Origin of the sequence: Thalassobacillus devorans MSP14, from assembly GCF_000496835.1 — a bacterium.
Lineage (GTDB): Bacteria > Bacillota > Bacilli > Bacillales > Halobacillaceae > Thalassobacillus > Thalassobacillus devorans_B.
The window spans coordinates 607,666-631,328 of sequence record NZ_KI543237.1 but is presented as its reverse complement, the minus strand read 5'-3'; the positions used below and the strand labels follow the sequence as shown (position 1 = coordinate 631,328).

Genomic DNA, 23,663 nt, shown 5'->3' with positions numbered 1-23,663 from the left:
CCATGATGAACATCAGTTATGTTGATAAGCTGGCCGACTATGAAAATATCTTAGTAGTGGATGAAAAAGGGCATACCCTCTTTTATGACATTCCTGACTTGAATGTACTTCGCCATCTCGGCCAGCGCCCGGAAGATTTCCTGGGACGTAAGGTGACGACTTTCTATAAAGATTTATCGGAACAGGACAGTACCGTGATGACCGTACTGCGAACCAGACAGCCATTGACAGATATACGACAGGTCATGACAACCCACAAAGGGGGCAAAGTGGAATCGATCAGCTCCACCTATCCGATTATAGAATCCGGCGAAGTGAAGGGAGCTATCGAGTTTTCCAAGCGTTTTTATTCAAAAAAGAATATTGAGTCCCTTAATAAATATGCTGGTCATAAAATGTATCGCAAGAACAATACGATTTATACGATTGGCGATATGATTACGAAGGACCCTGCCATGGAGAAGATAAAACAGAAAATAAGAAAAATCTCACGCACTGATTCTACATTAATGATTTCCGGAAAAACCGGAACAGGAAAAGAAATAGTCGCCCAGTCTGTTCATAACCTTAGTGATCGATTTGGTGGCCCGTTTATATCTCTTAATTGCAGTGCTGTGCCGGAAAATCTAATGGAAACTACATTGTTTGGAACAACGAAAGGAAGTTTTACAGGGGCAGAAGAAACTCCTGGATTATTTGAGCAGGCCGATGGAGGCACACTATTTTTAGATGAGATCAATTCGCTTGATATTACACTGCAAGTGAAACTTCTGAAGGCGGTGGAGGAAAAGTCAGTCAGGAGGATTGGCGGCAAAAAGAATATCCCCGTCGATATCCGGGTGATTTCTGCTACCAATGAAGATCCAGAAACCTTACTTTCGGAACAAAGGCTTCGGGAAGATTTATTTTATCGTATGGCTGTAGTGGAAATCCGTCTACCGGAGCTGAAGGAACGTAAAGAAGATATTAAGATTCTGCTTGATTATTACTTGAACTTCTACAACGACAAAATGAACATTACCATTGAGGAAGTGGACCAGGAAGTAATCGATTGCTTTATGCGTTATAAATGGCCCGGGAATGTAAGAGAATTCAAAAATGCTATTGAAATGGCATATAATCATGCAGAAAATGGTAAGTTGGCCCTGGATGATATCCCGGAACGTATTTGTAAAAAATCAAGCAAAGAAGCATCACCAATTACTAACGATAGTGTTTCGTTGAAAGATGCTGTCGAGAATTTTGAAAAAGAATTGATTATCGAACATTATACAGCTGCTGAAGAGGTTATTGCGGAAACAGCAAGAAGGTTAGGCATTTCAAAACAATCGTTGAAATATAAGATAAATAAATACAATTTGCGGTAAAAAAATTTTTACGTAGAGGGGGAAAATTTCCCTCTCTTTTTTATTTTTTATAACCGAAATCCTTCCTAATAAACGAAAGTGTAAAGTTTTTCAACCCTGTATTATTCTGAATATTCAAACCGATCCAGGGGATATACTCCGTTGTTTGGCATGAAATTTGCATAATACTTAGCAGGAGGTATGACCCAGAAAATGAAAACCTCTTCTATTAAAAACAACTAAAAGGCTTCATAAAGGAGGAAAAGAAATATGGCAGGTAACAATCAAATGCTATATTACAACGCAAAAATATTCACCTCAAACCCTGAACAATTATATGCGGATGCCATGATCATAAAAGATGGCCGGGTCCACTGGATTGGGGAATACGTGGAACTGGGGGGGGAACCCGAAAATAAGGTTAATCTTCAAGGACGACGAGTACTTCCGGGCTTTATCGATGCGCATCTCCATCCTATGCATCTGGCTAAAATATCGAATCAGGTACCAAGCACCCCGCCGACTGTCCACTCTATACAAGATTTAGTGGAACAAGTCCGCTTAAGGGCAGAGGAACAAAATGAAGACAAATGGATAGAAGGCTGGGGGTTTGATGAAGGAAAACTTATCGAAGGACGGACACCAACACGGTGGGATCTTGATAAAGCTGCACCTGATGCTCCTGTCTTTTTGACACGAACCTGCGGACATATAGCTGTAGCCAATTCGAAAGCCTTAAGGCTGGCAGGTATCGATAAACATACATCAGACCCGGAGGGGGGAGAAATTGATAGAGACGATATGGGCGAGCCTACGGGAATTTTACGGGAAAACGCAAAAGACCTGTTCGAGAAAGCAATGCCAACTCAAACCTTGGAAGAGAAGGCGACGATGCTGGCCGAGCATAGTTCCGAACTGCTCCGCTATGGGGTTACAGGTATGACGGACATGATGGCAAGAAAAGGGGAGACAGATGACTATGATATCTATACCGAAGCAAGAAAGAAAGGGCTGAAGCAACGGACGGCTTTATATTATAAGTGGGAAGATATTGAGCATGCACCGATACTGGACAAAAATAGGACGGAGAGAGAGGAGCCTGTTCATATTGGTGGGTTTAAACTATTTTCCGACGGAAGCGTTTCAGGAAGGACGGCCTGGGTCAAAGAACCTTTTATTGGTGACGACAGCAACTATGGAATTAAGGTGACCACGAAAAAAGAGCTGCTTGCTGCAGCGGAAGGAGCTAAAGCAAACGGGATACAATTAGCGATACATGCGATGGGAGAACAGGCGATTGAATGGATCGTCGATACATTGAAACATATTCCGGGATGGCTGGAGGATGCCCCGTCGATTCGGATTGAGCACGTTTCGTTTCCTTCAGAACAAGTGCTCAAGCGTGCAGTGGAAGCAGGGATAGGCTTTGTCACCCAGCCTATTTTTCTATATGCAGAAATTGAGAGTTATAAGAATAATATCGGTTTGGAAAAAACGCAGCATTCCTACCCTATTAAATCCATGCTTCAAACTGGTGGAGCGGTTGCTTTTTCTTCGGATGCGCCGGGAAATGCATGGTCTGAGCCCGTCGATCCATTTGTTGGATTAAAAGCAGCTGTCACCAGGCTGGCGCATGATGGTACAGATGTAGGAAAAGATCAACAGGTTGATCTTCCGACAGCGATCATTCTTTATACAAAAGCTGCCCAGGAGCTTACCCGAATCGCTGATACAGGCCAGCTGAAGCGAGGATTTCATGCCGATTTTATGGTATTGGACCAGGACATATTCACTATGGAAGCGGAAGATATCGACAAAGCATCTGTGCTGGAAACGTATATCGATGGAAACCTGTTTTTTCAAAAAGAAAAGCTTCTGAGCCAATAGCTGACAATAGGAGGTAGGAACAATGGCAAAATTAACATCTAAAATAGAAGTCGAAAGTGTATTAAAAGAAGTCACCCAATGGAGAAGACATTTACATCAGCACCCTGAGCTTTCCTTTCAGGAAGTAAATACATCGCAATTTGTATATGACAAGCTCCAGTCATTCGGCAATCTGGAGGTGACACGGCCAACCAAAACCAGTGTGATGGCACGTCTGGTGGGCGATCAGCCGGGGAAGACATTAGCAATTCGAGCTGATATGGATGCCCTGCCGATCGAAGAAGAAACCACACATGAATTCAAATCGAAGAACCCGGGTGTGATGCATGCCTGCGGCCATGATGGGCATACGGCGATGCTGCTAGGTGCGGCAAAAGTTCTTTCAGGCTTGAAGGATGAGATTGTCGGGGAAGTACGTTTTTTATTCCAGCACGCAGAAGAACATTTCCCTGGTGGAGCGGTCGAAATGGTAGAAGCCGGGGTTATAGAAGGAGTCGATTTTGTCATTGGGGCACATCTGATGTCCGACTTGGAAATCGGCAAAGTTGGGATTGTCCCTGGTCCGATGATGGCATCAACGGATGGATTCTGGCTGACGATACAAGGGAAAGGCGGGCATGGAGGCATGCCGCACCAAACCGTAGACAGCATAGTGGTTGCTTCCCAGGTCGTCTCCAATCTTCAGCAGATCATTTCCCGTAATACCGATCCGCTGGACACGGTAGTACTTACTATCGGTAAATTTGTTGGAGGAGAAGCGGGGAATGTAATTGCTAATGCAGTAAAAATCGATGGGACAGTACGGTCATTTGACCCGAAATATAAGAAAACAATGCCCGAATTGATGGAGCGTGTGATTAAAGGAATTACAGACGCGCATGGAGCCACGTATGAATTGGATTATGTAAAAGGATATGATCCCGTCATCAACGACGAAACCGTGCTACAAGTAATCGAAGATACGGTGCGGGAATTGTATGGGGAGACTACCCTCGACTATCAGAGACCGAAAATGGGCGCCGAAGACTTTTCGGGATATTTAAAAGACACCCCAGGGGCGTTTTTTACGATTGGAGCAGGGAATGAAGCGAAAGGTATTATCCATCCTCATCATCATCCCCATTTTGATATCGATGAAGATGCTTTGAAGTATGGGGTCAACATTTTTGTACATGCCGTATTTAAATATTTAACGTAAGCAGGGGAAAATCCTTCCCCTTTATATTTTTCCATATTGAATTTCGAATATTTCGATAAAAGGAGGCAGTTATGGGCTTACACGCAAAGGAATGGAAAGAATATGACAGGCAGCAAGAGGAATCAAGATTTAAACTCCCCCATGTTTATGTAATATTATTTGCGATGATGGTGCTTGGTTACTTAGCAACCTACTTAATTCCAAGTGGCACGTTTGAAAGACAGCAAACAGAAAGTGGTGCCAATATACTTATCCCTGGCACTTTCCAATTCACTGAAGAAGTTAACCTCAGTATATTCGATTTCATTTTTGCGATCCCCACAGGGATGGTTCAGGCTGGTGAAATTATTTTCGGTGGATTGATGATGGGTGGACTGGTTGCTGTGCTGGAGAAAGCCGGTCTTCTTCCGTTAGTTGTGCATAAAATCGTAACCACCTTGAAATCCAGAACCATTCTCGTCATTCCGTTACTAATGATCCCTATTGCTGTATTTACCACTATAACCGGAGCATTAGAAATGATATTGATTTACGTTCCTATCATTGTTCCACTAGTTGTGAAAATGGGATTCGACCGTTTTACAGGGCTTGCCCTTGTGTTAGTTAGCGCTACTGCCGGCTTTTCCACTGGTATTACCGCGCCTGCAACGTTAGGACTGTCTCAGGAAATCACCGAACTTCCACTTTATTCTGGTGCCGTTTACCGTATGATTATCTTTACTATCATAACGGGAATTGGGATTTGGTATGTATGGAATTATGCTCGGAAAGTTCAGCGTGATCCTTCTAACAGCTATGTTTATGATGATGGCTATGATAATGAATTCCTCACGGAGGATAAGGGTATCACTCATAAATCTACCGCAAAACAAAAAATCGGTTTAGTTGTATTGACTGCAGGATTCGGTATCATGCTGTATGGACTGCTGGTGTGGAAATGGTATTTTGTCGAGCTTGGCGGCTGGTATGCATTCCTTGGAATCGTTATTGGCTTGATTTGCGGGATGAATGGCAGCCAAATTGCCGAAACGTTCCATGAAGGATTCAAAACGATGCTGCTCGGAGTGTTGTTGATCGGGTTGGCACGTTCGATTTCAATTATTCTAGAAGAAGGGAATATTCTCGATACAATTGTTTTTGGCATTACCCAGGTAGTTGGCATGGTTCCCGGAGAAGTGACTGCTGTTGCTATGATGCTTGTACAGGGTCTATTCAATTTCCTTGTCGGATCTGGAAGCGGACAGGCTATGATAACCATGCCGATTATGAGCGGACTCTCTGACCTGCTCGGAGTTACCCGGCAGACGGCTGTCTTAGCCTTCCAGTTCGGTGACGGATTCACAAACATCCTTTATCCGACTGCTGGGCCATTTATGGCTACCTTAGCGCTCGCGTATGTTTCCTGGGGGAAATGGGTGAAGTTTGTTCTTCCCATACTCGGTATATGGATAGCCTGCTGTACCGTATTTTTAATCATCGCCCAAATGATCGGCTGGAACTAAGTAAGTCTGTGAGTCTGTGTACCCCGGGTCCTCCATATTCTGGAGGACCCGGGGTACACAAAAATTTACAATATATATTTTTAGAAGATGTTGACCGTTATTATTACTTAGAGTTATTAATCAGAAGTCAGCAGTAGATACTCATTTTATCTCTATGCTTATTGCCTCATATCCAACCACGTACACCTGCTTGTTGAAACGAGCAACCACCAACTACAAAGCTTTATTTTTTATCACTCAAACCGCTGAATCCTCTCCTTACCACTAAAAAATCCCTAAGTTTTTCAACAGTATCGAAGAGCTATGACAATTCTGTCAGAGCCAGAGAAACAATAACCCTGAATCATCCATAATTTGGAGGGCTCCGGGGTATACCAGTCAACACCCCGGGACATCCAATTTCCGGAGGACCTGGGGTGATAGTTATTCCAGTTTATTTTTTATGTAAATCTGACCTGTTTCATTTTTTATAAACTGTCTCTTTTTAAATGGACAGAATTTGTTTAGTCTATATATATTAATAATTAAAACATTACAAATATTCTGTTAATTATTTGAGTGGTTAAGCTTTATCTAATTAGGTATTTACCTTTTAGAAGCCCTCATTGCGAATGAATTTTAAAGGAGGTGAAAAATACAGCGGGAAACTAGAGTTATATATTTGATGAAAGGTAGTATTAAAATCTATACATAAGAGGTGTGATTAAATGAAGCAATATAGACTGGCAGTTGATGTAGGCGGCACATTTACAGATGTATTTCTATTTAACGAGCAAACAGGTGAGATCTCAGTTACAAAAACAGCATCCACTCCTTCCAATCCAGAGCAAGGCATATTGGATGGGATTGCAAAAGCAGAAATAAATGGAGAAGATATCAAAGTTTTCTCTCATGGTACTACGGTAGGGACAAACGCATTAATTGAAAGAAAGCTGCCGAAGACTGCTTTGATTACTACTAAAGGTTTTCGAGATGTCACTGAAATCAGAAGAGGGACCAAGCGTGAGCTATGGGATGCTTATGATGATGTTGCTAAGCCGTATATCCAGCGAAGAGATCGGTTTGAAGTCGATGAACGAATTGATTATTCAGGAAATATCTTGAATGGAGTTAATGAACAAGAAGTAAGAGAATTAGCCAATATTTTGCGTAGAAGAGGCACGGAATCCGTTGCTGTATGTTTAATGAATGCTTATGTGAATGGTGTGAATGAAGCGAAAATAAAAGAAATATTAGAAGAAGAACTTCCAGAAGCTTATATATGCATTTCAAGTGAAGTTTTACCAGAAATATTCGAACATGAAAGAATGAGTACCACCATCATCAATGCTGTGCTTGGACCTACCATAACAAAATATATCAATGTACTAGAAAGTGAAATGGAGGGACATGGGTATAAAGACGATATACTTGTACTTCATTCAGGAGGAGGGGTTATGACTTCTGAAACCGTACCACGGTATGCTGCAAGACTTGCCAGCTCAGGAATTGCAGCTGGGGCAATTGCCAGTAAACATATTGCTAAATTATGTGGGTTCGATAATGCTATCGGTCTGGATATGGGTGGTACAAGCACAGATATCTCCTTGATGCATGATGGAGATTTAAGGATAACGAAAGATTGGTATATTGAATATGGATATCCAATTGGCTTTCCAAGTATAGAGATAATTACCATCGGTGCCGGAGGCGGAAGTTTAGCCTGGATCGATGAAGGCGGTTCTTTACGGAACGGACCTAGGAGCGCCGGCGCTGTGCCCGGACCTGCCTGCTATCAAAGAGGTGGTACAGAACCTACTAATTCAGATGCCAACCTTGTATTAGGCAGGTTAGGTACAGAACTGTTGGATGGAAAAATGATACTTGATAAAGAAAAAGCTGATGATGTAGTAGATAAGGTCGGCCAGCATTTTGGGTACACTAAAGAAGAATCTGCTGATGCCATCCTCCAAGTAGCTAATGCCAATATGTGCGACGCCTTACGATTGATTTCCGTACGTAGAGGGTATGACCCGCGTGATTTTGCCCTAGTGACAATGGGAGGAGCAGGTCCGGTTCAAGGAGCTTATGTGGCAAAAGAAATGGGGATACCGACAGTTATAGTTCCACCTCATCCAGGAGTTGCAGCTGCTATGGGATGTCTCTTGGTTGATGTACGTCACGACATATCGAAAACTTTTGTAAGGAATGTTGAAAGCGTAACCATTGAAGAATTAGAAGAAGCATTCATCAGTATGGATACAGAAGCAAGAGATTTATTAGAAGAAGAAGGCGTTTCAGAAGTGGATTCTACACTCATGCGTTATATAGAGATGAGATATATGGGACAATGGCGTTCTCTGGCTGTTTCTGTTGGACGCCCAATTCAATCTTTAGAAGCAACGATAAAAAGCTTCCACGAGGAGCATGAAAGAGAATTTGCATTTTCTGATGAAAATCAATCGATAGAAATATACGGTTTACGAGTAACAGCCATCGGAACTGTACCTAAACCGGCATTCCAAACGTTTGAGCCGATAGGAAATATTACAGATGCTATTAAGCAAACGAGGAACGTTTATTTTGACGGGGAGTACGTAGAGACACCTGTATATGATAGAGCAAAAATTCCTGTTTTGTCTGAAATAGAAGGACCGGCCATTGTCGATCAGCTTGACACAACTACGGTTATACCACCGGCTTTTTCGGCCAAAGTGGATGTATACAAAAACTTAATTATTAACACTAATAATTAAACGAGAGGTGGATGATGGTGAATAATAGCACAGAACTTACTAAACCAAAATTTGATGAACGTTTGGATCCGGTTACCTTTGAGGTTTTAAAAAATGGTTTTATTAACCTGGTGGATCAGATGGCTGAACAGATTCTGCGTACATGTTACTCTTTTGTCATCTATAATCGTGATTTTAGCTGTGCCATGTGTGATGCGGAAGGTAATACGATCATGCAGGGGACACAGGATATTTCCGTACACGTAGGGACTTTACACTTGACAGCAAAAGCGGTGCTAGAAGACTTTAAGGGTGATATACATCCTGGTGATGTGTTTTTAGTGAACGATCCTTATCGTGGCGGTACCCATTTCAACGATACGCGTGTACTACTCCCAGTTTTTTACAATGGGCAGCTGATATCTTTCATGCAAACAAATGGCCATTGGGCGGATATGGGAGGGTCTACTCCTGGGTCCTTTGACGTGAATGCGAAAGACCATTTTGGTGAAGGAGTGAGGATCCCTCCTGTCCGAATTTATAGCAAGGGTGAATATCTGGAAGATGTAGTGAGCTTAATCGTATCGAATATGCGAATCCCGGAGGAAAGAGTAGGGGATTTAAGGGCTCAAGTAGAAGCTGCGAAGACGGGAGAACGTCAGTTAATAGATTTAGTAGAGAAGTATGGGTTAGAAACTATGCTGGTAGCTTTTGATGAAGTGCAAAGGTATGTAGAGCGCCTAGCAAAAGCAAAAGTGAAATCACTTCCAAATGGCACATGGGAAACAGTGGACTATATTGATATGGATCCGGAAATAGGAGACGGATTGATTCCGATTAAAGTTAAAATGACAATAACGGATGAGGAAATTCTATATGATCTGAATGGATCTCATCCTTATATTGGTTGCTTTCTAAACTCAGGGTTTGGTGCTTCCTTATCAGCTGCCTACGCAGGTACAAAAACTTTCTTCCCTGAAATACCATTGAATTCCGGCTTTTATGAAGTTGTGAAAGTGGAATTACCGGAAAACTCAGTAGTCAATGCACCTGAGCCAATAGCGGTTACCGGGTTTTGTTCAGGAGCGTATGAGAAAATAATGAATGCCTGCTTTGAGTTATGGTCCACTATCATGCCGGAGCGAGCTATCGCATGTTCGTTTAACCTGGAATACCTTCTGATAGGAGGTAATGATTCAAGACACGGGCAGGATAACTATTTCATGTGGTATGACTGGATGGCAGGAGGGCATGGTGGCCGAAGTGATAGGGATGGGGTAAATGCATTGTCCCCTGTCTTTGGAGTGGGATTAAGTGTACAACCTTGTGAAGGTCAGGAAAGACTCTCACCAGTCCTTACCACTAAACATGAAATAATCACCGATTCAGGCGGACCAGGAAAATATCGAGGTGGTTGTGGAGTAGAAAAAGGCGGCACCCTGACGGAGTTAAATAATACCGTGATGTCCTACTGCTGTGATCGCTCTCGTTCCGTCACGTGGGGTATCAAGGGGGGGCTGCCTTCTTATCCTCATGGTGCATGGTTGAATCCAGGAAAAGAAAATGAGGAGTTTTTGGGTGCTATATTTTCTAATGTTAAGGTAAAGAGCGGAGACTCTTTCATCCGTCCTTCTGCTGGCGGTGGCGGACTAGGTGATCCACTCGAAAGGAATCCTGAAGCTGTTTTAGAAGATGTCATGGACGAGTATGTGTCAGTTGAAAGGGCTGAAAAGGATTATGGAGTTATCATTGAGGAAGTAGACAAAAATCTGGACCAGTTCGAAATCGATTATGAAGCCACTGAATTATCCAGGGAGTTCATACGAAATAACCGTAAACAATGGCTGGAAGAGGAGCCGAAATACGTGGAACAACTGTTTAATAAAGGAGAAATTGACAAACTGGATGTTATTCGCCGTTATGGTGTAGTAATGAACTATAAGACCAATAAAGTATTACTTGAATCTACGAAACAATTTCGGGATACCATGCAGAAAAGGTCATTTGCCTATTGGAGTTAACGAATGTTTTCATGATTAATGGAAAAGTGTTTCACCCCACTGATCGACTGTTCTAGTAACAGTCGATCAGTGGGGTGATTTTTATTAACCGTGAAAATTCAATATTTCTCTAAAATTAATAAGCGTATGTCTCAGAACATTTGTAATTTTGATACTTTCATATAGATTTAACCAAACCAGGCTCTCTCAAGAATTTTAATCCCTTTTAAAATTTCTTTTTCGCTTAAGCCACCAAACCCGATTTGAATGATAGGAAATCCACTTACATTCTTACGGGTCCAAAATTTTGATATGGGGTAGACTTTCACTTTATTCCTCTCAGCTATGTCTAATAGCTCTTCTTCTGTGTGATTGGTATAAACTCGCAGTAAGATATGTAACCCCGCTCCATTCCCGATGATTTCAACATTATTTTTAAAACGCTCTCTTATAACAGAAATCAATGTATGCTGTTTTTTTTGATAAGTAGTTCGCATCTTACGGATATGACGCTCCCAGTAGCCTTCTTTCATAAATGAATGCAGCGTTTTTTGGTGTATACGTGAAACTGGCTGTTGATAGGATTGGAAGTGTTGTTCATATTTCTCCATTAAAAATGTAGGTAAAACCATGTAACTAATACGTAGAGAGGGAATAAGTGACTTTGAAAATGTACCAAGGTAGATTACCTTATTAGTTTTACCTAATCCTTGCAGTGATGGGATGGGCTTTCCAGCATAACGGAATTCACTATCATAATCATCTTCTATAATCAGTGCATTATTCTCTTCCGCCCATCTTAATAGTTGCACTCTCTTGTTATAGGGCATGATCATCCCATAAGGAAATTGGTGAGAAGGTGTTACATATACAACTTTTGCTTGACTTTGATATAAACTTTCAATATTGATCCCTTCTGAATCTAAAGGAATGGGGTCAATGGTACAGCCGTGGTTCATGAATATAGATTTCGCACCATCATATCCTGGGTCTTCAACTGCTACTGTTTGATTGAAAAACTGCATGATTTGAAAAAGTAAGCTTAATGACTGTTGAATTCCAGCGCCGATTATAATTTGCTCTGGAACACACACTACTCCGCGGGAGTAGTAAAGATATTCTTTAATTTCCTTGCGTAATTCATACTCACCTTGGTGGTCACCATATGAAAAAAGTTCTTTTTGGTCGGGATATAAGCATTGATTTGTCAATTTTCTCCATGTAGAAAAAGGAAAATGACCGGTATCGATGTTACCAAATCGAAAATCATACTTGATTTCTGGTTTCTTTTTTTTAGATTGAGGTTGTAACACTGGTTTTGGTTTAAGAGCAATTACTTCTTTTTCTAATTCCAATACATATATACCGCTTCTTGGCCTGCTCTCCAAATACCCTTCACTGACTAATTGGTCATAAGCTTTTTCTACAGTATTTTTACTTAGGTTCAGATAAGTAGACAACTTACGGATGGAAGGTAAACGGGTTTCTGCAGGTATGTTGCCTGACTTAATTTCATCTTTCAAATATTCATAAAGCTGAATATACAAAGAGGTACCCGATCTTTCTTCTAAAAGCGGTGTTATTTCTAACAATTTATACTCACCTCATAATCTGACCTTGTCGATTTTTTATAAACTGTCACTTTTCTAAGGGTCAAAAGTTATTTAGTCTATAATATAACAAGATTAATAACATTTGCAATATTCTAATATTTAAAATGTCATTTTGCTTTTGAAAATGGAATTTTTGACGAATAGGGGAGGAATACAAATGCCGAAAATGAAACAAGAAACGAGTAAAATACCGGGGACAAAATCTATGTCATTACATGAGCGAAGAAATAAGGCGGTTCCAAGAGGGCCTTACCATGTGACAGAAGTCTATGTAAATAAAGCGGAAGGGGCCACAGTAACGGATGTTGATGGAAATGATTATATCGATTTTGCCGGGGGAATCGGGGTCCAAAATATCGGCCACTCTCACCCAAAAGTGATTGCAGCGATAAATGAACAATCTTCCAAGTTTATTCATACATGTTTTCACGTCGCCCCCTATGAGGATTACGTTGAGTTAGCTGAGCGACTAAACGATTTAACGCCAGGTTCATTTGAAAAGAAGACCTTATTTCTGAACAGTGGCGCAGAAGCAGTTGAAAATGCAATAAAGATCGCACGTAAATTTACAGGAAAACCAGGTGTTATTTCATTTAATCGTGGATACCATGGGCGAACCCTACTAACCATGTCGTTAACAAGTAAGGTAAAACCTTTTAAATATGGCTTTGGACCATTCGCGAATTCCACGTATAAATTGCCATATCCTTATTACTATCGTTCAGAAAGTAATCTTGATACTAGAGAAATAGACGACATTATGCTTGATAGATTTAAAGATTTCTTCCTTTCAGAGGCCTCTGTGGATGAGATAGGAGCAGTTATAATGGAACCCGTGCAAGGGGAAGGCGGCTTTATCCTGCCATCTAAGTATTTTGTTCGGGGAATTAAAAAGATTTGCGAGGAAAATAATATATTATTCATTGCTGATGAAATTCAAACAGGTTTTTGCAGAACAGGTAAGTTATTTGCCATGGAACATTTTGATATCGCTCCAGACTTAATAACCATGTCAAAATCATTGGCTGCTGGAATGCCCTTGAGTGCAGTAACCGGCAGAGCTGAAATCATGGATGCTCCAGAAGCAGGTCAGCTGGGAGGAACGCTTGGAGGAAGTCCGTTCTCCTGTGCAGCAGCTCTAGCAGTATTAGATGTAATCGAAGAAGAACGATTGGTGAGCAAAAGTGAAGAGTTGGGCGAGAAAATGCAAACGAAATTTATTCAAATGAAAGAAAAATATAAGGTGATCGGAGAAGTGCGGGGGCTCGGTCCGATGTGTGCAATGGAATTAGTGAAAGATAGACAAACGAAAGAACCTGAGAGTGAACTACCGGGAAAGATTGTCAAATATTGCTGGCAACACGGATTGTTTATCTTGAGTGCGGGGATTTATGGCAATGTTCTAAGATTCTTACCTCCGGTTAATATTGATAACGAATTATTAGAAAAAGGATTTTCCATTTTAGAAGAAGCATTTGAAATATACTTGAAGGATAGATGATTAGTAAAGGAGTTAGATTCACGATGCAGCGATATAAAAATTTCATCAATGGACAATGGGTTCATTCAGGCTCGGGGAAAAACTTCAGTGTAAATAACCCGGCAAACAAACAGCAAAAATTGGGCGAAGTGGATATTGCAACAGAGATCCAAGTCAGAGAGGCTGTAAAAAGTGCCAAGACAGCGTTTGGAAAGTGGAAAAATTCATCACCAGTTGAAAGGGGATCGTTTCTACAAGAAGTTGCAAATGTGCTTGAAAAAAATTGCGATGATATAGCAGAAACGTGCACCAAAGAGATGGGAAAAAGATTAGCTGAAACAAAAGGCGAGGTCCTCAGGAGTGTAACCATTCTACGCTATTATGCCCAAGAGGGAATGCGTGATGTTGGTGAAATGCTTCCATCGATAAATCCAAATAATACCCTATATAGCATACGTGTTCCTCTAGGTGTGGTGGGTGTAATATCTCCATGGAATTTTCCAGTAGCTATTCCGATATGGAAAATAGCACCTGCATTAATATACGGAAATACCATTGTTTGGAAGCCGTCGGAATTGACCAGCATTGCAGCTACCAGAATAGTTCAGTGCTTTGAACAAGCAGGGTTACCCAAAGGTGTTATTAACGTGGTACATGGAGGTCCTTCTGTAGGTGACGCTATCGTTACAGATCCGGATACCTCAGCCATAACATTTACAGGTTCAAATAAAGTAGGACGGACTATCGCTGAAAAAGCAGCTGGTTTGAACAAAAAGTATCAGCTGGAGCTCGGAGGTAAAAATCCAGCAATTGTACTGGAAGACGCTGATTTGGAATTGGCGGCCAGGCTCGTATTTGATGGAGCGATGAAGCAAACAGGGCAACGTTGTACAGCTACTAGCAGGGCGTTTATCCATGAATCCATTTATGAAGAATTTAAATCCCAGCTATTAAATCACTTTAAAAAAATTAAAATCGGTAATGGAATGGAAGATAATGTGGATATGGGTCCTTTAGCGTCCAGCAAACAATTGGAAACGGTAAAGAACTATATTGATAAAGGGGTTTCAGAGGGAGCTAACCTTTTACACGGAGGAAACCTGTTAGAAAACGATCCATATGAACGTGGTTGCTTTATTGAACCCACCCTATTTGATCAAGTAACGAATAGCATGACTATTGCACAGGAAGAAATATTTGGTCCTGTCTTGTCTTTAATAAGAGTAAATAGTTATGAAGAAGCGTTAAAACAAGCAAATGACACTAAGTATGGATTAAGTGCTTCCCTGTTTACTAATAATTTAGAAACAACCTTTCACTTTATAAAAAACAGTGAAGCTGGAATGGTACAAATTAATGGAGAAACAGGAGGAGCAGAACCTCAAGCACCATTTGGCGGAATGAAGGAGTCAAGTTCCGGGACCCGGGAGCAGGGACAAGCTGCCAAAGAATTTTTCACCGCATTTAAAACAATTTCAATTTCTAATAACCTATAGAAACAGATATACTACTTTGAACACGTTTTTTAAAGCTGACCCTGTCAAATAATTTAAAACTGTAACTTTTAAGGGTGTCAATCGTGTTGTATGCTTAATAAAGACAAAAAAGTAAAGCGTTAACTAAAGAATCTTTAATCATTCACTTCCAGATAGATAACCCCTTTCAGGAGCAGTGATCATGATTAAACAGTTCAGTAAAACTATATGTTGACTGAGTAAATCTAAATACTTCGTTTAACACGGAGAATAATCTAGATTATCGCCAGTTGTACCTAATTGCCGAAAAGGTGGCAGGTGCAACTGGCTTTTTGTTTACTGAAGACGTTCAGCTATATGTGTATTGTCTGGAAAATTCCATCCAATACCAATCAAAATATGGGAAATGCCAAAAGGAGATGGTGTGAATATGATTAGTGTTAAACAGGAAGTTCGTACAAGTCATGCAAATACTCCCTTGAGTCCGTTAGAAGAGTTTCAACAAATTTTAAGAGAATCCGTAAGTAAATTGAATTATACACAGTCCGCATATGAACTATTAAAGGAACCAGTTCGTTTTTTGAGTGTGCAAATTCCCGTCCGAATGGATAACGGAGATATAAAGATATTCACAGGGTATCGCTCCCAACACAATGATGTTATAGGCCCTACTAAGGGAGGGATTCGTTTTCATCCAGAAGTTACTCCTGACGAAGTGAAGGCATTATCTGGGTGGATGAGCTTGAAATGCGGAATTAATGACTTACCTTATGGGGGAGGTAAAGGAGGTGTGGTTTGTAATCCCCGGGAATTAAGCTTTGAAGAATTAGAACGGTTAAGTAGAGGGTATGTAAGAGCAATTAGTCAAGTAGTTGGCCCTACAAAGGATATTCCTGCTCCTGATATGTACACGAATTCACAAGTGATGGCGTGGATGATGGACGAATACAGCCGCATTCGCGAGTTTGATTCTCCCGGTTTTATTACCGGTAAACCAATTGTCTTAGGTGGTTCATATGGCAGAGAAACTGCAACTGCAAAAGGAGTCCTTTATACACTGCAATTAGTGAGTGAACTAAAGAACATTCCAGTAGATCAGATGAAAATTATCATTCAAGGGTTTGGAAATGTGGGGAGTTATTTAGCAAACTTTTTATATGAACAAGGGGCTAAAATAATTGGCGTTTCTGATGTTCTGGGGGCTATTTATGATGAAAGAGGGATTGATATTCCTTATTTAATGGGAAAGAGAGATTCTTTTGGTACGATCAGTAACCTTTATCGAAATACAATCACAAACAAAGAGTTACTGGAAAAAGAATGTGATGTACTAATTCCTGCCGCCATAGGTGGACAGATCACAATAGAAAATGTAAATCGTCTGCATGCAGATATCATTATTGAAGCAGCTAATGGGCCAGTCACAAGAGAAGCCTCCAAGATTCTACAAAAGAAAGGTACCCTGATTGTACCAGATGTAGTAGCTAATGCCGGGGGTGTAATCGTTTCCTATTTTGAGTGGTGTCAAAATAATCAAGGGTATTACTGGGATGAAGAACTTGTTGATCAGAGGTTAAAAGAAAAAATCCAAGGCAGTTTTAAGAATGTATATGAAACTAGTAAACGCTACAGAGTAGATATGAAAGCCGCAGCGTATATAGTTGGCGTTAAAAAGATTGCAGAAGCTGCGCGTTTTAGAGGATGGATCGATTGAATAGGGAGGCTGAGTAAATGGAACTGGAATATTTATTTGAAGAAGTAGAAGAACAAGAGGTGAGGTATACAGGCATTGTTTCTAACGACAGGCGCTATGATATCGGTGTGGTTCGTTCAAGACAGTTTTTGGGGAAAAGTCTGGTATTTTCCTTGCAAAATCAAGTGCTGTTATTAATGTCTAAGGAAGATATTAATGATGAGACGTACTGGTCTGAAAAATTGGGGGTGTATCTAGAAGATATAGATATTTTAAAGGGCTTTTTTAGGTCAATTTTACAACCTATGCATCCCTCATTGGAAGATTATTAATCATGACACATGTAATATGAAGTTGCAAATAGGAGGGGAGAGGAATGATTAACTCTAAAATTATGTTCCTTGCTGGACATTCCAAGCTACCGCAAGGCATGGCTGCAAAGAGTGTATTTGAAACTTTAACAATTACAGCTGAAGTGGATAAAAAATACGGAGTGATTTTAGAAGCTTCTTGCACATTAGCCACAACACATGGACGGGATTTTATGGGCTCGTTACTAAAAGGAGTCAGCTTAAAGGATGGTATTGAAGGATCCATAGAAGATATTCATAAATACTATAGGGGTAAAGCTACCAATGCTCTTGCTGCTGCGTGTAAGGATCTTTATCTCCATTATAAACAAATTAAAGAAGAACAGTAGTAGTCTTTATACTGAAAGAAAAGTTAAATAAGGAGGGGAAGATTATTTGTGATACTCCAAGTTGTGAAGAATGTAAATTGTGTCAGGTTAAAAATAAAGAAAGAAAATCTTCCATGAAAGAACCTAACCAGGAAGGAATAGATAGAAAATAGACAAGTGGATCTTATGAAATTAGAAATTTTGTCTTATTAATTTTCTGATAGTAAATTTTGGAAATTAAAGGGAGCGCTGAATAATGATCCATGAAATAATCCCCCATAAATGGGGGAAAGAAGAAATTGTAACAAGTCCGATTTATGGCAAGGTAGAAGAAATAAGGGTTAAAGAGGGAGAAATGATTATAGAAGGACAGCATTTATTAGCGATCATTAATGATAAAGGTACCCTGGAGTATCTGGCAACTGGGGTAAGCAGTTTAATTGATAGCCTGAATGTAGCAAGTGGGGACGAAGTAATAAGAGGGGACGTTTTACTTTTTTTAAAAGGTTAGACTTAAATTTAATAGATTCTATAGATTATATGATGTTGTTATTCTGAAAAAAGTGAAATCCATGTTTTAATATTATGTTTAGATAGGGACTTAAAAGGAGATACAAGAAACCCCACAAACGTTGATGATACGTTTGTGGGGTTCTGGCTTAAGAAGACAATAGATTACAACCTGATAACATTTTTCCAACTGAACAAAAATTCTATTGTAACACAAGCTCATTTAACGTCTTAGGATAGGATGTAATTTGTTCTGCGCCATTTTTCCTTAGCACCACAGTGTCCGAATGTCTAAAACCGCCTAACTCCGGAATATAAATTCCGGGCTCGATACAGAACACCATTCCTTCTTCCAATACAAGGTCATTGTCAAAACGGATATAGGGCTCTTCATGTGCAGAAATCCCTAACCCATGGCCGACTCGATGAACGGCATATTGGTCTACACCAGCTTTTTGAATCATATCTCTGGCGACTTGATCGACTTCGCTTGCCTTCACACCTGGACGTATGAATTCCAAAGCTTTTAGTTGAGCCTCAGTAGCCAGGTCGAAGAGTTTTCTTTGTTCTTCGGAGGGGTGTCCTACAAAAATGGTTCGTTCCAGTTCTGCTCGATAACCATTTAGTGCGACTTGACGACTGTGTATGATGCTTTCACCATTTTTCACTTGCCTGGTGTTGGAGAAAATGTGAGGTAAAGTTGTCCTTACTTTTCCAGAAGGTGACATAACAATGAGTTCTAAAGTTGCATCCGGATGTTCCTGGGATGCTGCCTGATAGATGGCCTTGTTTCCTTCAGCGTCCATTTGTAATTCACTTATCCCCGCTCTACAGGCTTCGATGGATGTTTGCACTCCAAGGTTCACTAATTGCCCGGCCTTTTTCATCATATCAATTTCTTCTTCACTCTTAATGTAGCGCATACGAACCAGTTGTTGACTAATATCTGATAATGAATAACCTAAGTCAGCGGTGAATTGAGATAAACTCGTTGGTGCACTGGCGAAATCCATGCCAATTTTTGATCCCGACGAATAACGAGATAAAACTTCTTTTACCAGGTTCATATGATTGGTTTGTTCTTCCAGCGGGTGTTCATAATAAACCTTTACTTCATCAACCTGCGCTTCTTGAACCGCATGCAGTTCTTCCAACCCTGGAACAATCAGAGTGCTTTTTTTGAAATCAACAACCAAGTATATCGGTCTGGAGTAAATAAGTGCCTTGAATCCTGTTAAGTAATACTGATGATCAGGTAACGTAATTATCGCGGCATTCATTCCCTCTTGTTCCAGGTGGTTTCTTAACTCTAAAATACGTTTGTCGATATTCATATTATCTACCTCCATTTAGTCATTAACAACTTTAGAAGATTGAGCTTCCAGTTGTTTTGGTTTGGTAAGCAGGCTCACTACAATCAAAGCAGCTACAGATAATGGCAATGAGATTAACACACTATTCCAGCCCATGGGTCTTTGCAGGGCCATTTCCCAAAATAAGGTGGCGACTCCGCCTGTGATGATCGAAGTTAAAACACCTGGAGTTGTTGCTCTTTTCCATAGAAAACTAGCTAAGATGGTTGGTGTTATGGCTGCCCCATACATGGTGTAAGAATACATTTGGATGGCTAAAACGGTGGGGAAGAATTGTCCAATAATATAAGCAAAGGCTCCTAACAAAATGACAATATAACGATTCAATCCAAGGAGCTTATTCTCGGGGATCTTCTTTTTACGAAATCCTTGGATTAAGTCATATACGAGGTTTCCGGCTGAAGATAATAAGTAAGAGTTTCCTGTGGTGATAATGAAAGCGACAGATGCTGCAAGAATGAGCGAACCGATACCGATCGGTAATCCACTTGCAGCCAATTCGATGATGGCGGTATCAGCGGGGATATTAGGAAATAAAACAATCGAACAAGTAGCTAATGTAATGGCTAACCCTACGATGAGTAAGTCACCAAAGAAGAAGCCGACGGTTGACTTTTTTGCAACAGCTGGGGTTTTAGCGGATGAAAAACGTTGGTACATGTTTTGGTCACCTAAAATTAAAAGGAAAGTAGGAAGGAAAAACCCGATTAACTGGGTAACAGTTAACCCTCCGGTCCAGGACAGTTGAGCTTCTGAAAGTCCAGTCGTTAACCCATCCACTCCACCGGCTGCGGATAAAGCGAATGGAATGCCAATAATAAAACCAATCACGATAAGGAAAGAGCTTAAGAAATCCGTATATGCGACAGAAAACATACCACCAGTAGTTGCTAAAAAAATAACAAGTGCCGCGGTAATCAATGTGCCCATCTCTACAGAAATGCCGGTAGTGATATTCAACACATATCCCCCGCCAATAAACTGGTAAGAGGTGATCCCAACATACGCCAGAAGAATAAATATTGCAGCAATTGTTCGGGTATGTTTCCCGAATTTTACTTCGAGCATCTCGGGAACCGTATATTTACTTAGTGCCCGTGCCTTATCAGCAATAAAATATAAGATGAAAATCCCTATAGGAGCCCCGGCAAAATAAATAATAGATGCTAGAGGTCCGTATTGGTAAATGAAGCTGGCACCCCCAACCACCGTACCGGAGCCAACCCAAGTGGCTAACAACGTACCAATCATAATAATTCTTGGTAATCTCCTGCCAGCTACCATGAAATCTTCACTTGTCTTTACTTCTCTTTTGGCATAATAAACTCCCATCAGAATCATTAATACCAAATAAAGAACGACTACTGTTATGTAGATATTACTCATGGTTCCTCCTCCTCTACATAATTATTTTTCCTTCTTGTAGGTGTTAAAAATATCTTGAATCACCTGCATGGCTTCGATTAGTCTTTCCTGTTCCTGATCAGGAATACCTTCTAGCATTCTTTGAACATAGTAATTGGAAGATTCGATCAGTTCATTTAATTGGGTCATCCCTTTAGGAGTAATCAGTAAGATACTCTTTCTTTTATCATGGTCAGCGGGTTTTTTAAAGATAAGGCCTTCCTTTGTAAGCTTATTAATAATTCTACTAAGGTACCCTTTATCTATTGAGAAACGGTTACCTATTTCATGAGCTACACATCCTTCCCTAGTATATATTTCATAAAGAATTTGAGCTTCCAGAAGTGTATATGGACTTTCTTCGGTGTACTGATTGATTAATCCCAATACTCGTGTATAAAACCGGTTGAACTTTCTTATTTCCTCATACAAAATTTTCACCATTTTCTAACTATTTTGACTTATTTATACATGAATGTAGTTGCTTTTGTCAACTATTACCTAGTACCTAATTTCCTTAGTTTCAAAATAATGACAATATACTACATGAAAGTTACCAATCTACCATATTATGGGGATGTTTCATTTGCTAGTATAAACAGTAACAAATAAAAAGGAGTGATTGATGGAATGAAGCGTAATAAAAAACGACGTTGGCTTACCACAGGTGTCCTTTCTCTAACTCTATTAATTCCAACAGGATTACCCGAAAGTGTTGCAGCGGATTCTGCTGTTCAAGGTTTTTCACCAGAGAAATCTTCCTGGCAGCAAGAATACGAAGAAAATTATCTTGAAACTGTTAATTCGACTTCCATTCAGGAATACTCTGAATCTATGAGTTCACGCCCCTCCAGAGTAGCCACAGCAGGAAATGATGCTTCCCTCAACTATGCTCTTCAACAGCTAGAGTCAGCCGGCTTAAAACCCAAAGTGAAATCCTACGATGTATATATGTCCAAACCTGACAGTATTTCTGTCAGCCAGACAGCACCGGAAAATCGGGAAATTAGTGTAATAGAAGATATTCCGGAAGGCACTCCGTATGCGGATGAAGTTGTAACTGGCTATAATGCGTATTCAGCTGCAGGTGAAATCGAGGCTGAAATCGTCTACGCAAACTATGGTAGACCGGAAGATTTCGAAGAATTGGAGAAGCGAGGAATATCGGTTAAAGGTAAAATAGTCATTGCTCGATACGGCGCTAACTTCCGCGGTGTGAAACCTTCCCAGGCGGAACAACGGGGTGCAGCAGGTGTCTTGTTATATTCCGACCCTGAAGACTACGTGCATGGAGAAGTTTATCCGGAAGGGCCCTGGCTTCCAGAGGATGGTATTCAACGTGGGAGTGTCCTTTATATTTTCAACTATCCAGGAGATCCTTTGACCCCGGGTGAGGCTTCGAAAAAAGGGACTAAACGTATCGATCCTTCAGAAGCGGACTCACTACCGTCGATTCCGACCACCCCTATTTCTTATGGAGAGGCCGAGCCGCTCTTAGCAGCAATGGAAGGGGAGACAGCCCCTGAATCCTGGCAAGGCGGGCTTCCTATTGACTACAAAATAGGTCCAGGTCCGACTAAAGTAAAACTATCATTGGACATTGAGTATCAGAATGAACCGGTAAATGATGTGATTGTGGAAATTAAGGGTAAAAAACATCCGAAAGAAAAAATTGTCATTGGGGCTCACCGGGACACTTGGGTGTATGGGACCAGTGATAATACCTCAGGTTGGGCTTCAGCAATGGAAATCGCCCGTTCGCTTGGTGAGTTATACCAGGAAGGATGGAGGCCGGATCGGACCATTGTAATTGCCGGTTGGGATGGTGAAGAATATGGATTGCTTGGTTCTACCGAATGGGTGGAAGAAGAACGGAAAGATTTAACGAAAAATGCAGTAGCTTATCTGAATATGGACGGTTTGGGAGGGAAGTATTTTGGAGCTTCCTCGGTACCGTCATTAAATGAATTGATTTATGACGTTACGAAAGAAGTCGAGGAACCTAGAACGGGGACCTCTATTTATGAAGATTGGTATCAGCGGTCTGGTAATAAAGAACCGGAATTAGGACAGTTGGGAAGCGGCTCTGATTATACTGCGTTCCTGCAGCATATTGGTGTTCCTTCTTTAGGGATGGGCTTTAGCTCTCCAGGCGGTTTGTATCACAGCTTTTACGATAATTCAGATGCAATGCAGCGCTTTGCAGATCCTGGCTATCAACATCATGAAGCAGGAGCAAAACTGGTAGGCCTTGCTGCTCTTCGGCTTGCTAATGCTGACCTATTGCCGTTTAAGTATTCCGATTATGCGCAAGAAGTCGTTCAACTTCTAGAAGAACTGGAACAAAATAATGACGTTAACCTGGCTAACCTCAAAGAACAGGCCAGAGAATGGCAATTTGCTGCAACTGCATTGGAATTAAAAGCCGAAGAGATGATTTCTGACGGAATTCAGGGACCAGAAAAACGCCTGTTGAAAAACATGAATACGGCTATGTTAAAACAAGAGCGTGATCTAATGAATGAGAAGGGGTTACCGGGCCGTTCCTGGTATAAGCATCAGATTTGGGCTCCAGGAATGACAACCGGCTATGCAGCTCTGCCACTTCCAGCCCTTGCAGAAGCCATTGAAGCTGGTGACCGAGAGGCATTGCAGCAAGCTATTGACAGACTTGAAACCTCGCTCCAGAAGACAACTGATACAGTAGAAAAAGCGATGAATTAAAGTAAGATACGTAGGTGTCCATCTAACCAATGGACACCTTTTAATTTTCCATGATTTGGAGGGCT

General features: G+C 40.8%; 17 protein-coding genes. 13 read left to right on the top strand and 4 right to left on the bottom strand.

What is annotated here, in order from left to right:
• The first annotated feature begins 5 nt into the window (after positions 1-5).
• From P855_RS0113345 to P855_RS0113320, 6 genes are all read left to right on the top strand, one after another.
• On the top strand, positions 6-1,367 hold the full coding sequence (locus tag P855_RS0113345; RefSeq protein WP_051353224.1) for a sigma-54 interaction domain-containing protein: 1,362 nt from the start codon (positions 6-8) through the stop codon (positions 1,365-1,367).
• 249 nt (positions 1,368-1,616) lie between these two features.
• A complete protein-coding gene (locus tag P855_RS0113340) occupies positions 1,617-3,233 on the top strand; it encodes an amidohydrolase (protein ID WP_028784035.1) in 1,617 nt (538 codons plus the stop codon).
• Between the two features lie 22 nt (positions 3,234-3,255).
• Positions 3,256-4,431, top strand: coding sequence for an amidohydrolase (locus P855_RS0113335; protein WP_028784034.1), 1,176 nt, complete (start codon positions 3,256-3,258; stop codon positions 4,429-4,431).
• A 71-nt stretch (positions 4,432-4,502) separates the two neighbouring features.
• On the top strand, positions 4,503-5,933 hold the full coding sequence (locus P855_RS0113330; RefSeq protein ID WP_028784033.1) for a YfcC family protein: 1,431 nt from the start codon (positions 4,503-4,505) through the stop codon (positions 5,931-5,933).
• 707 nt (positions 5,934-6,640) lie between these two features.
• A complete protein-coding gene (locus P855_RS0113325; RefSeq protein WP_028784032.1) occupies positions 6,641-8,668 on the top strand; it encodes a hydantoinase/oxoprolinase family protein in 2,028 nt (675 codons plus the stop codon).
• A 17-nt stretch (positions 8,669-8,685) separates the two neighbouring features.
• On the top strand, positions 8,686-10,668 hold the full coding sequence (locus P855_RS0113320; RefSeq protein WP_235062649.1) for a hydantoinase B/oxoprolinase family protein: 1,983 nt from the start codon (positions 8,686-8,688) through the stop codon (positions 10,666-10,668).
• Positions 10,669-10,835: 167 nt separating this feature from the next.
• Here the strand turns inward: P855_RS0113320 and P855_RS0113315 are convergent, their stop codons facing one another.
• Positions 10,836-12,239, bottom strand: coding sequence for a PLP-dependent aminotransferase family protein (locus tag P855_RS0113315; RefSeq protein WP_028784030.1), 1,404 nt, complete (start codon positions 12,237-12,239; stop codon positions 10,836-10,838).
• Between the two features lie 187 nt (positions 12,240-12,426).
• Between P855_RS0113315 and gabT the strand changes: the two genes are divergently transcribed.
• The 6 genes from gabT (at position 12,427) to P855_RS0113285 (ending at position 18,098) form a co-directional block, all read left to right on the top strand.
• Positions 12,427-13,761, top strand: coding sequence for a 4-aminobutyrate--2-oxoglutarate transaminase (gabT, locus tag P855_RS0113310; RefSeq protein ID WP_028784029.1), 1,335 nt, complete (start codon positions 12,427-12,429; stop codon positions 13,759-13,761).
• 23 nt (positions 13,762-13,784) lie between these two features.
• Positions 13,785-15,236, top strand: a complete 1,452-nt coding sequence (locus tag P855_RS0113305) for an aldehyde dehydrogenase family protein (protein ID WP_152526241.1) — start codon at positions 13,785-13,787, stop codon at positions 15,234-15,236.
• Positions 15,237-15,645: 409 nt separating this feature from the next.
• Positions 15,646-16,929 carry a Glu/Leu/Phe/Val family dehydrogenase gene (locus tag P855_RS0113300; RefSeq protein WP_051353222.1) on the top strand — a complete coding sequence of 428 codons (1,284 nt, stop codon included), beginning with the start codon at positions 15,646-15,648 and terminating at the stop codon, positions 16,927-16,929.
• Positions 16,930-16,946: 17 nt separating this feature from the next.
• Complete coding sequence (locus P855_RS0113295) at positions 16,947-17,240, top strand: SAV0927 family protein (RefSeq protein WP_028784026.1); 294 nt, start codon at positions 16,947-16,949, stop codon at positions 17,238-17,240.
• Positions 17,241-17,284: 44 nt separating this feature from the next.
• Positions 17,285-17,608: a DUF3870 domain-containing protein gene (locus P855_RS0113290; protein ID WP_028784025.1), complete on the top strand. Its 324-nt coding sequence runs from the start codon at positions 17,285-17,287 to the stop codon at positions 17,606-17,608.
• Positions 17,609-17,843: 235 nt separating this feature from the next.
• On the top strand, positions 17,844-18,098 hold the full coding sequence (locus P855_RS0113285; protein ID WP_051353221.1) for a hypothetical protein: 255 nt from the start codon (positions 17,844-17,846) through the stop codon (positions 18,096-18,098).
• 202 nt (positions 18,099-18,300) lie between these two features.
• Here P855_RS0113285 and P855_RS0113280 read toward each other — a convergent pair whose 3' ends face one another.
• Genes P855_RS0113280 through P855_RS21000 form a run of 3 tightly spaced genes read right to left on the bottom strand, consistent with a single transcriptional unit; the run spans position 18,301 to position 21,306 of the window.
• Positions 18,301-19,431 carry a M24 family metallopeptidase gene (locus P855_RS0113280; RefSeq protein ID WP_028784023.1) on the bottom strand — a complete coding sequence of 377 codons (1,131 nt, stop codon included), beginning with the start codon at positions 19,429-19,431 and terminating at the stop codon, positions 18,301-18,303.
• A 15-nt stretch (positions 19,432-19,446) separates the two neighbouring features.
• A complete protein-coding gene (locus tag P855_RS0113275; protein ID WP_028784022.1) occupies positions 19,447-20,856 on the bottom strand; it encodes a sodium:solute symporter family protein in 1,410 nt (469 codons plus the stop codon).
• A gap of 21 nt (positions 20,857-20,877) precedes the next feature.
• Positions 20,878-21,306: a MarR family winged helix-turn-helix transcriptional regulator gene (locus P855_RS21000; protein ID WP_051353220.1), complete on the bottom strand. Its 429-nt coding sequence runs from the start codon at positions 21,304-21,306 to the stop codon at positions 20,878-20,880.
• 198 nt (positions 21,307-21,504) lie between these two features.
• On the opposite strand from P855_RS21000, the gene P855_RS0113265 reads away from it, so the two are divergent.
• Positions 21,505-23,598: a M28 family peptidase gene (locus P855_RS0113265; protein ID WP_028784021.1), complete on the top strand. Its 2,094-nt coding sequence runs from the start codon at positions 21,505-21,507 to the stop codon at positions 23,596-23,598.
• The last annotated feature ends 65 nt before the right edge of the window (positions 23,599-23,663 follow it).

Bases quoted from the DNA above. Each gene is read 5' to 3' on its own strand.
- P855_RS0113345 (WP_051353224.1), top strand. From the start codon at position 6: ATGAACATCAGTTATGTTGATAAGCTGGCCGACTATGAAAATATCTTA.
- P855_RS0113340 (WP_028784035.1), top strand. From the start codon at position 1,617: ATGGCAGGTAACAATCAAATGCTATATTACAACGCAAAAATATTCACC.
- P855_RS0113335 (WP_028784034.1), top strand. From the start codon at position 3,256: ATGGCAAAATTAACATCTAAAATAGAAGTCGAAAGTGTATTAAAAGAA.
- P855_RS0113330 (WP_028784033.1), top strand. From the start codon at position 4,503: ATGGGCTTACACGCAAAGGAATGGAAAGAATATGACAGGCAGCAAGAG.
- P855_RS0113325 (WP_028784032.1), top strand. From the start codon at position 6,641: ATGAAGCAATATAGACTGGCAGTTGATGTAGGCGGCACATTTACAGAT.
- gabT (WP_028784029.1), top strand. From the start codon at position 12,427: ATGAAACAAGAAACGAGTAAAATACCGGGGACAAAATCTATGTCATTA.
- P855_RS0113305 (WP_152526241.1), top strand. From the start codon at position 13,785: ATGCAGCGATATAAAAATTTCATCAATGGACAATGGGTTCATTCAGGC.
- P855_RS0113300 (WP_051353222.1), top strand. From the start codon at position 15,646: ATGATTAGTGTTAAACAGGAAGTTCGTACAAGTCATGCAAATACTCCC.
- P855_RS0113295 (WP_028784026.1), top strand. From the start codon at position 16,947: ATGGAACTGGAATATTTATTTGAAGAAGTAGAAGAACAAGAGGTGAGG.
- P855_RS0113290 (WP_028784025.1), top strand. From the start codon at position 17,285: ATGATTAACTCTAAAATTATGTTCCTTGCTGGACATTCCAAGCTACCG.
- P855_RS0113285 (WP_051353221.1), top strand. From the start codon at position 17,844: ATGATCCATGAAATAATCCCCCATAAATGGGGGAAAGAAGAAATTGTA.
- P855_RS0113280 (WP_028784023.1), bottom strand. From the start codon at position 19,431: ATGAATATCGACAAACGTATTTTAGAGTTAAGAAACCACCTGGAACAA.
- P855_RS0113275 (WP_028784022.1), bottom strand. From the start codon at position 20,856: ATGAGTAATATCTACATAACAGTAGTCGTTCTTTATTTGGTATTAATG.
- P855_RS0113265 (WP_028784021.1), top strand. From the start codon at position 21,505: ATGAAGCGTAATAAAAAACGACGTTGGCTTACCACAGGTGTCCTTTCT.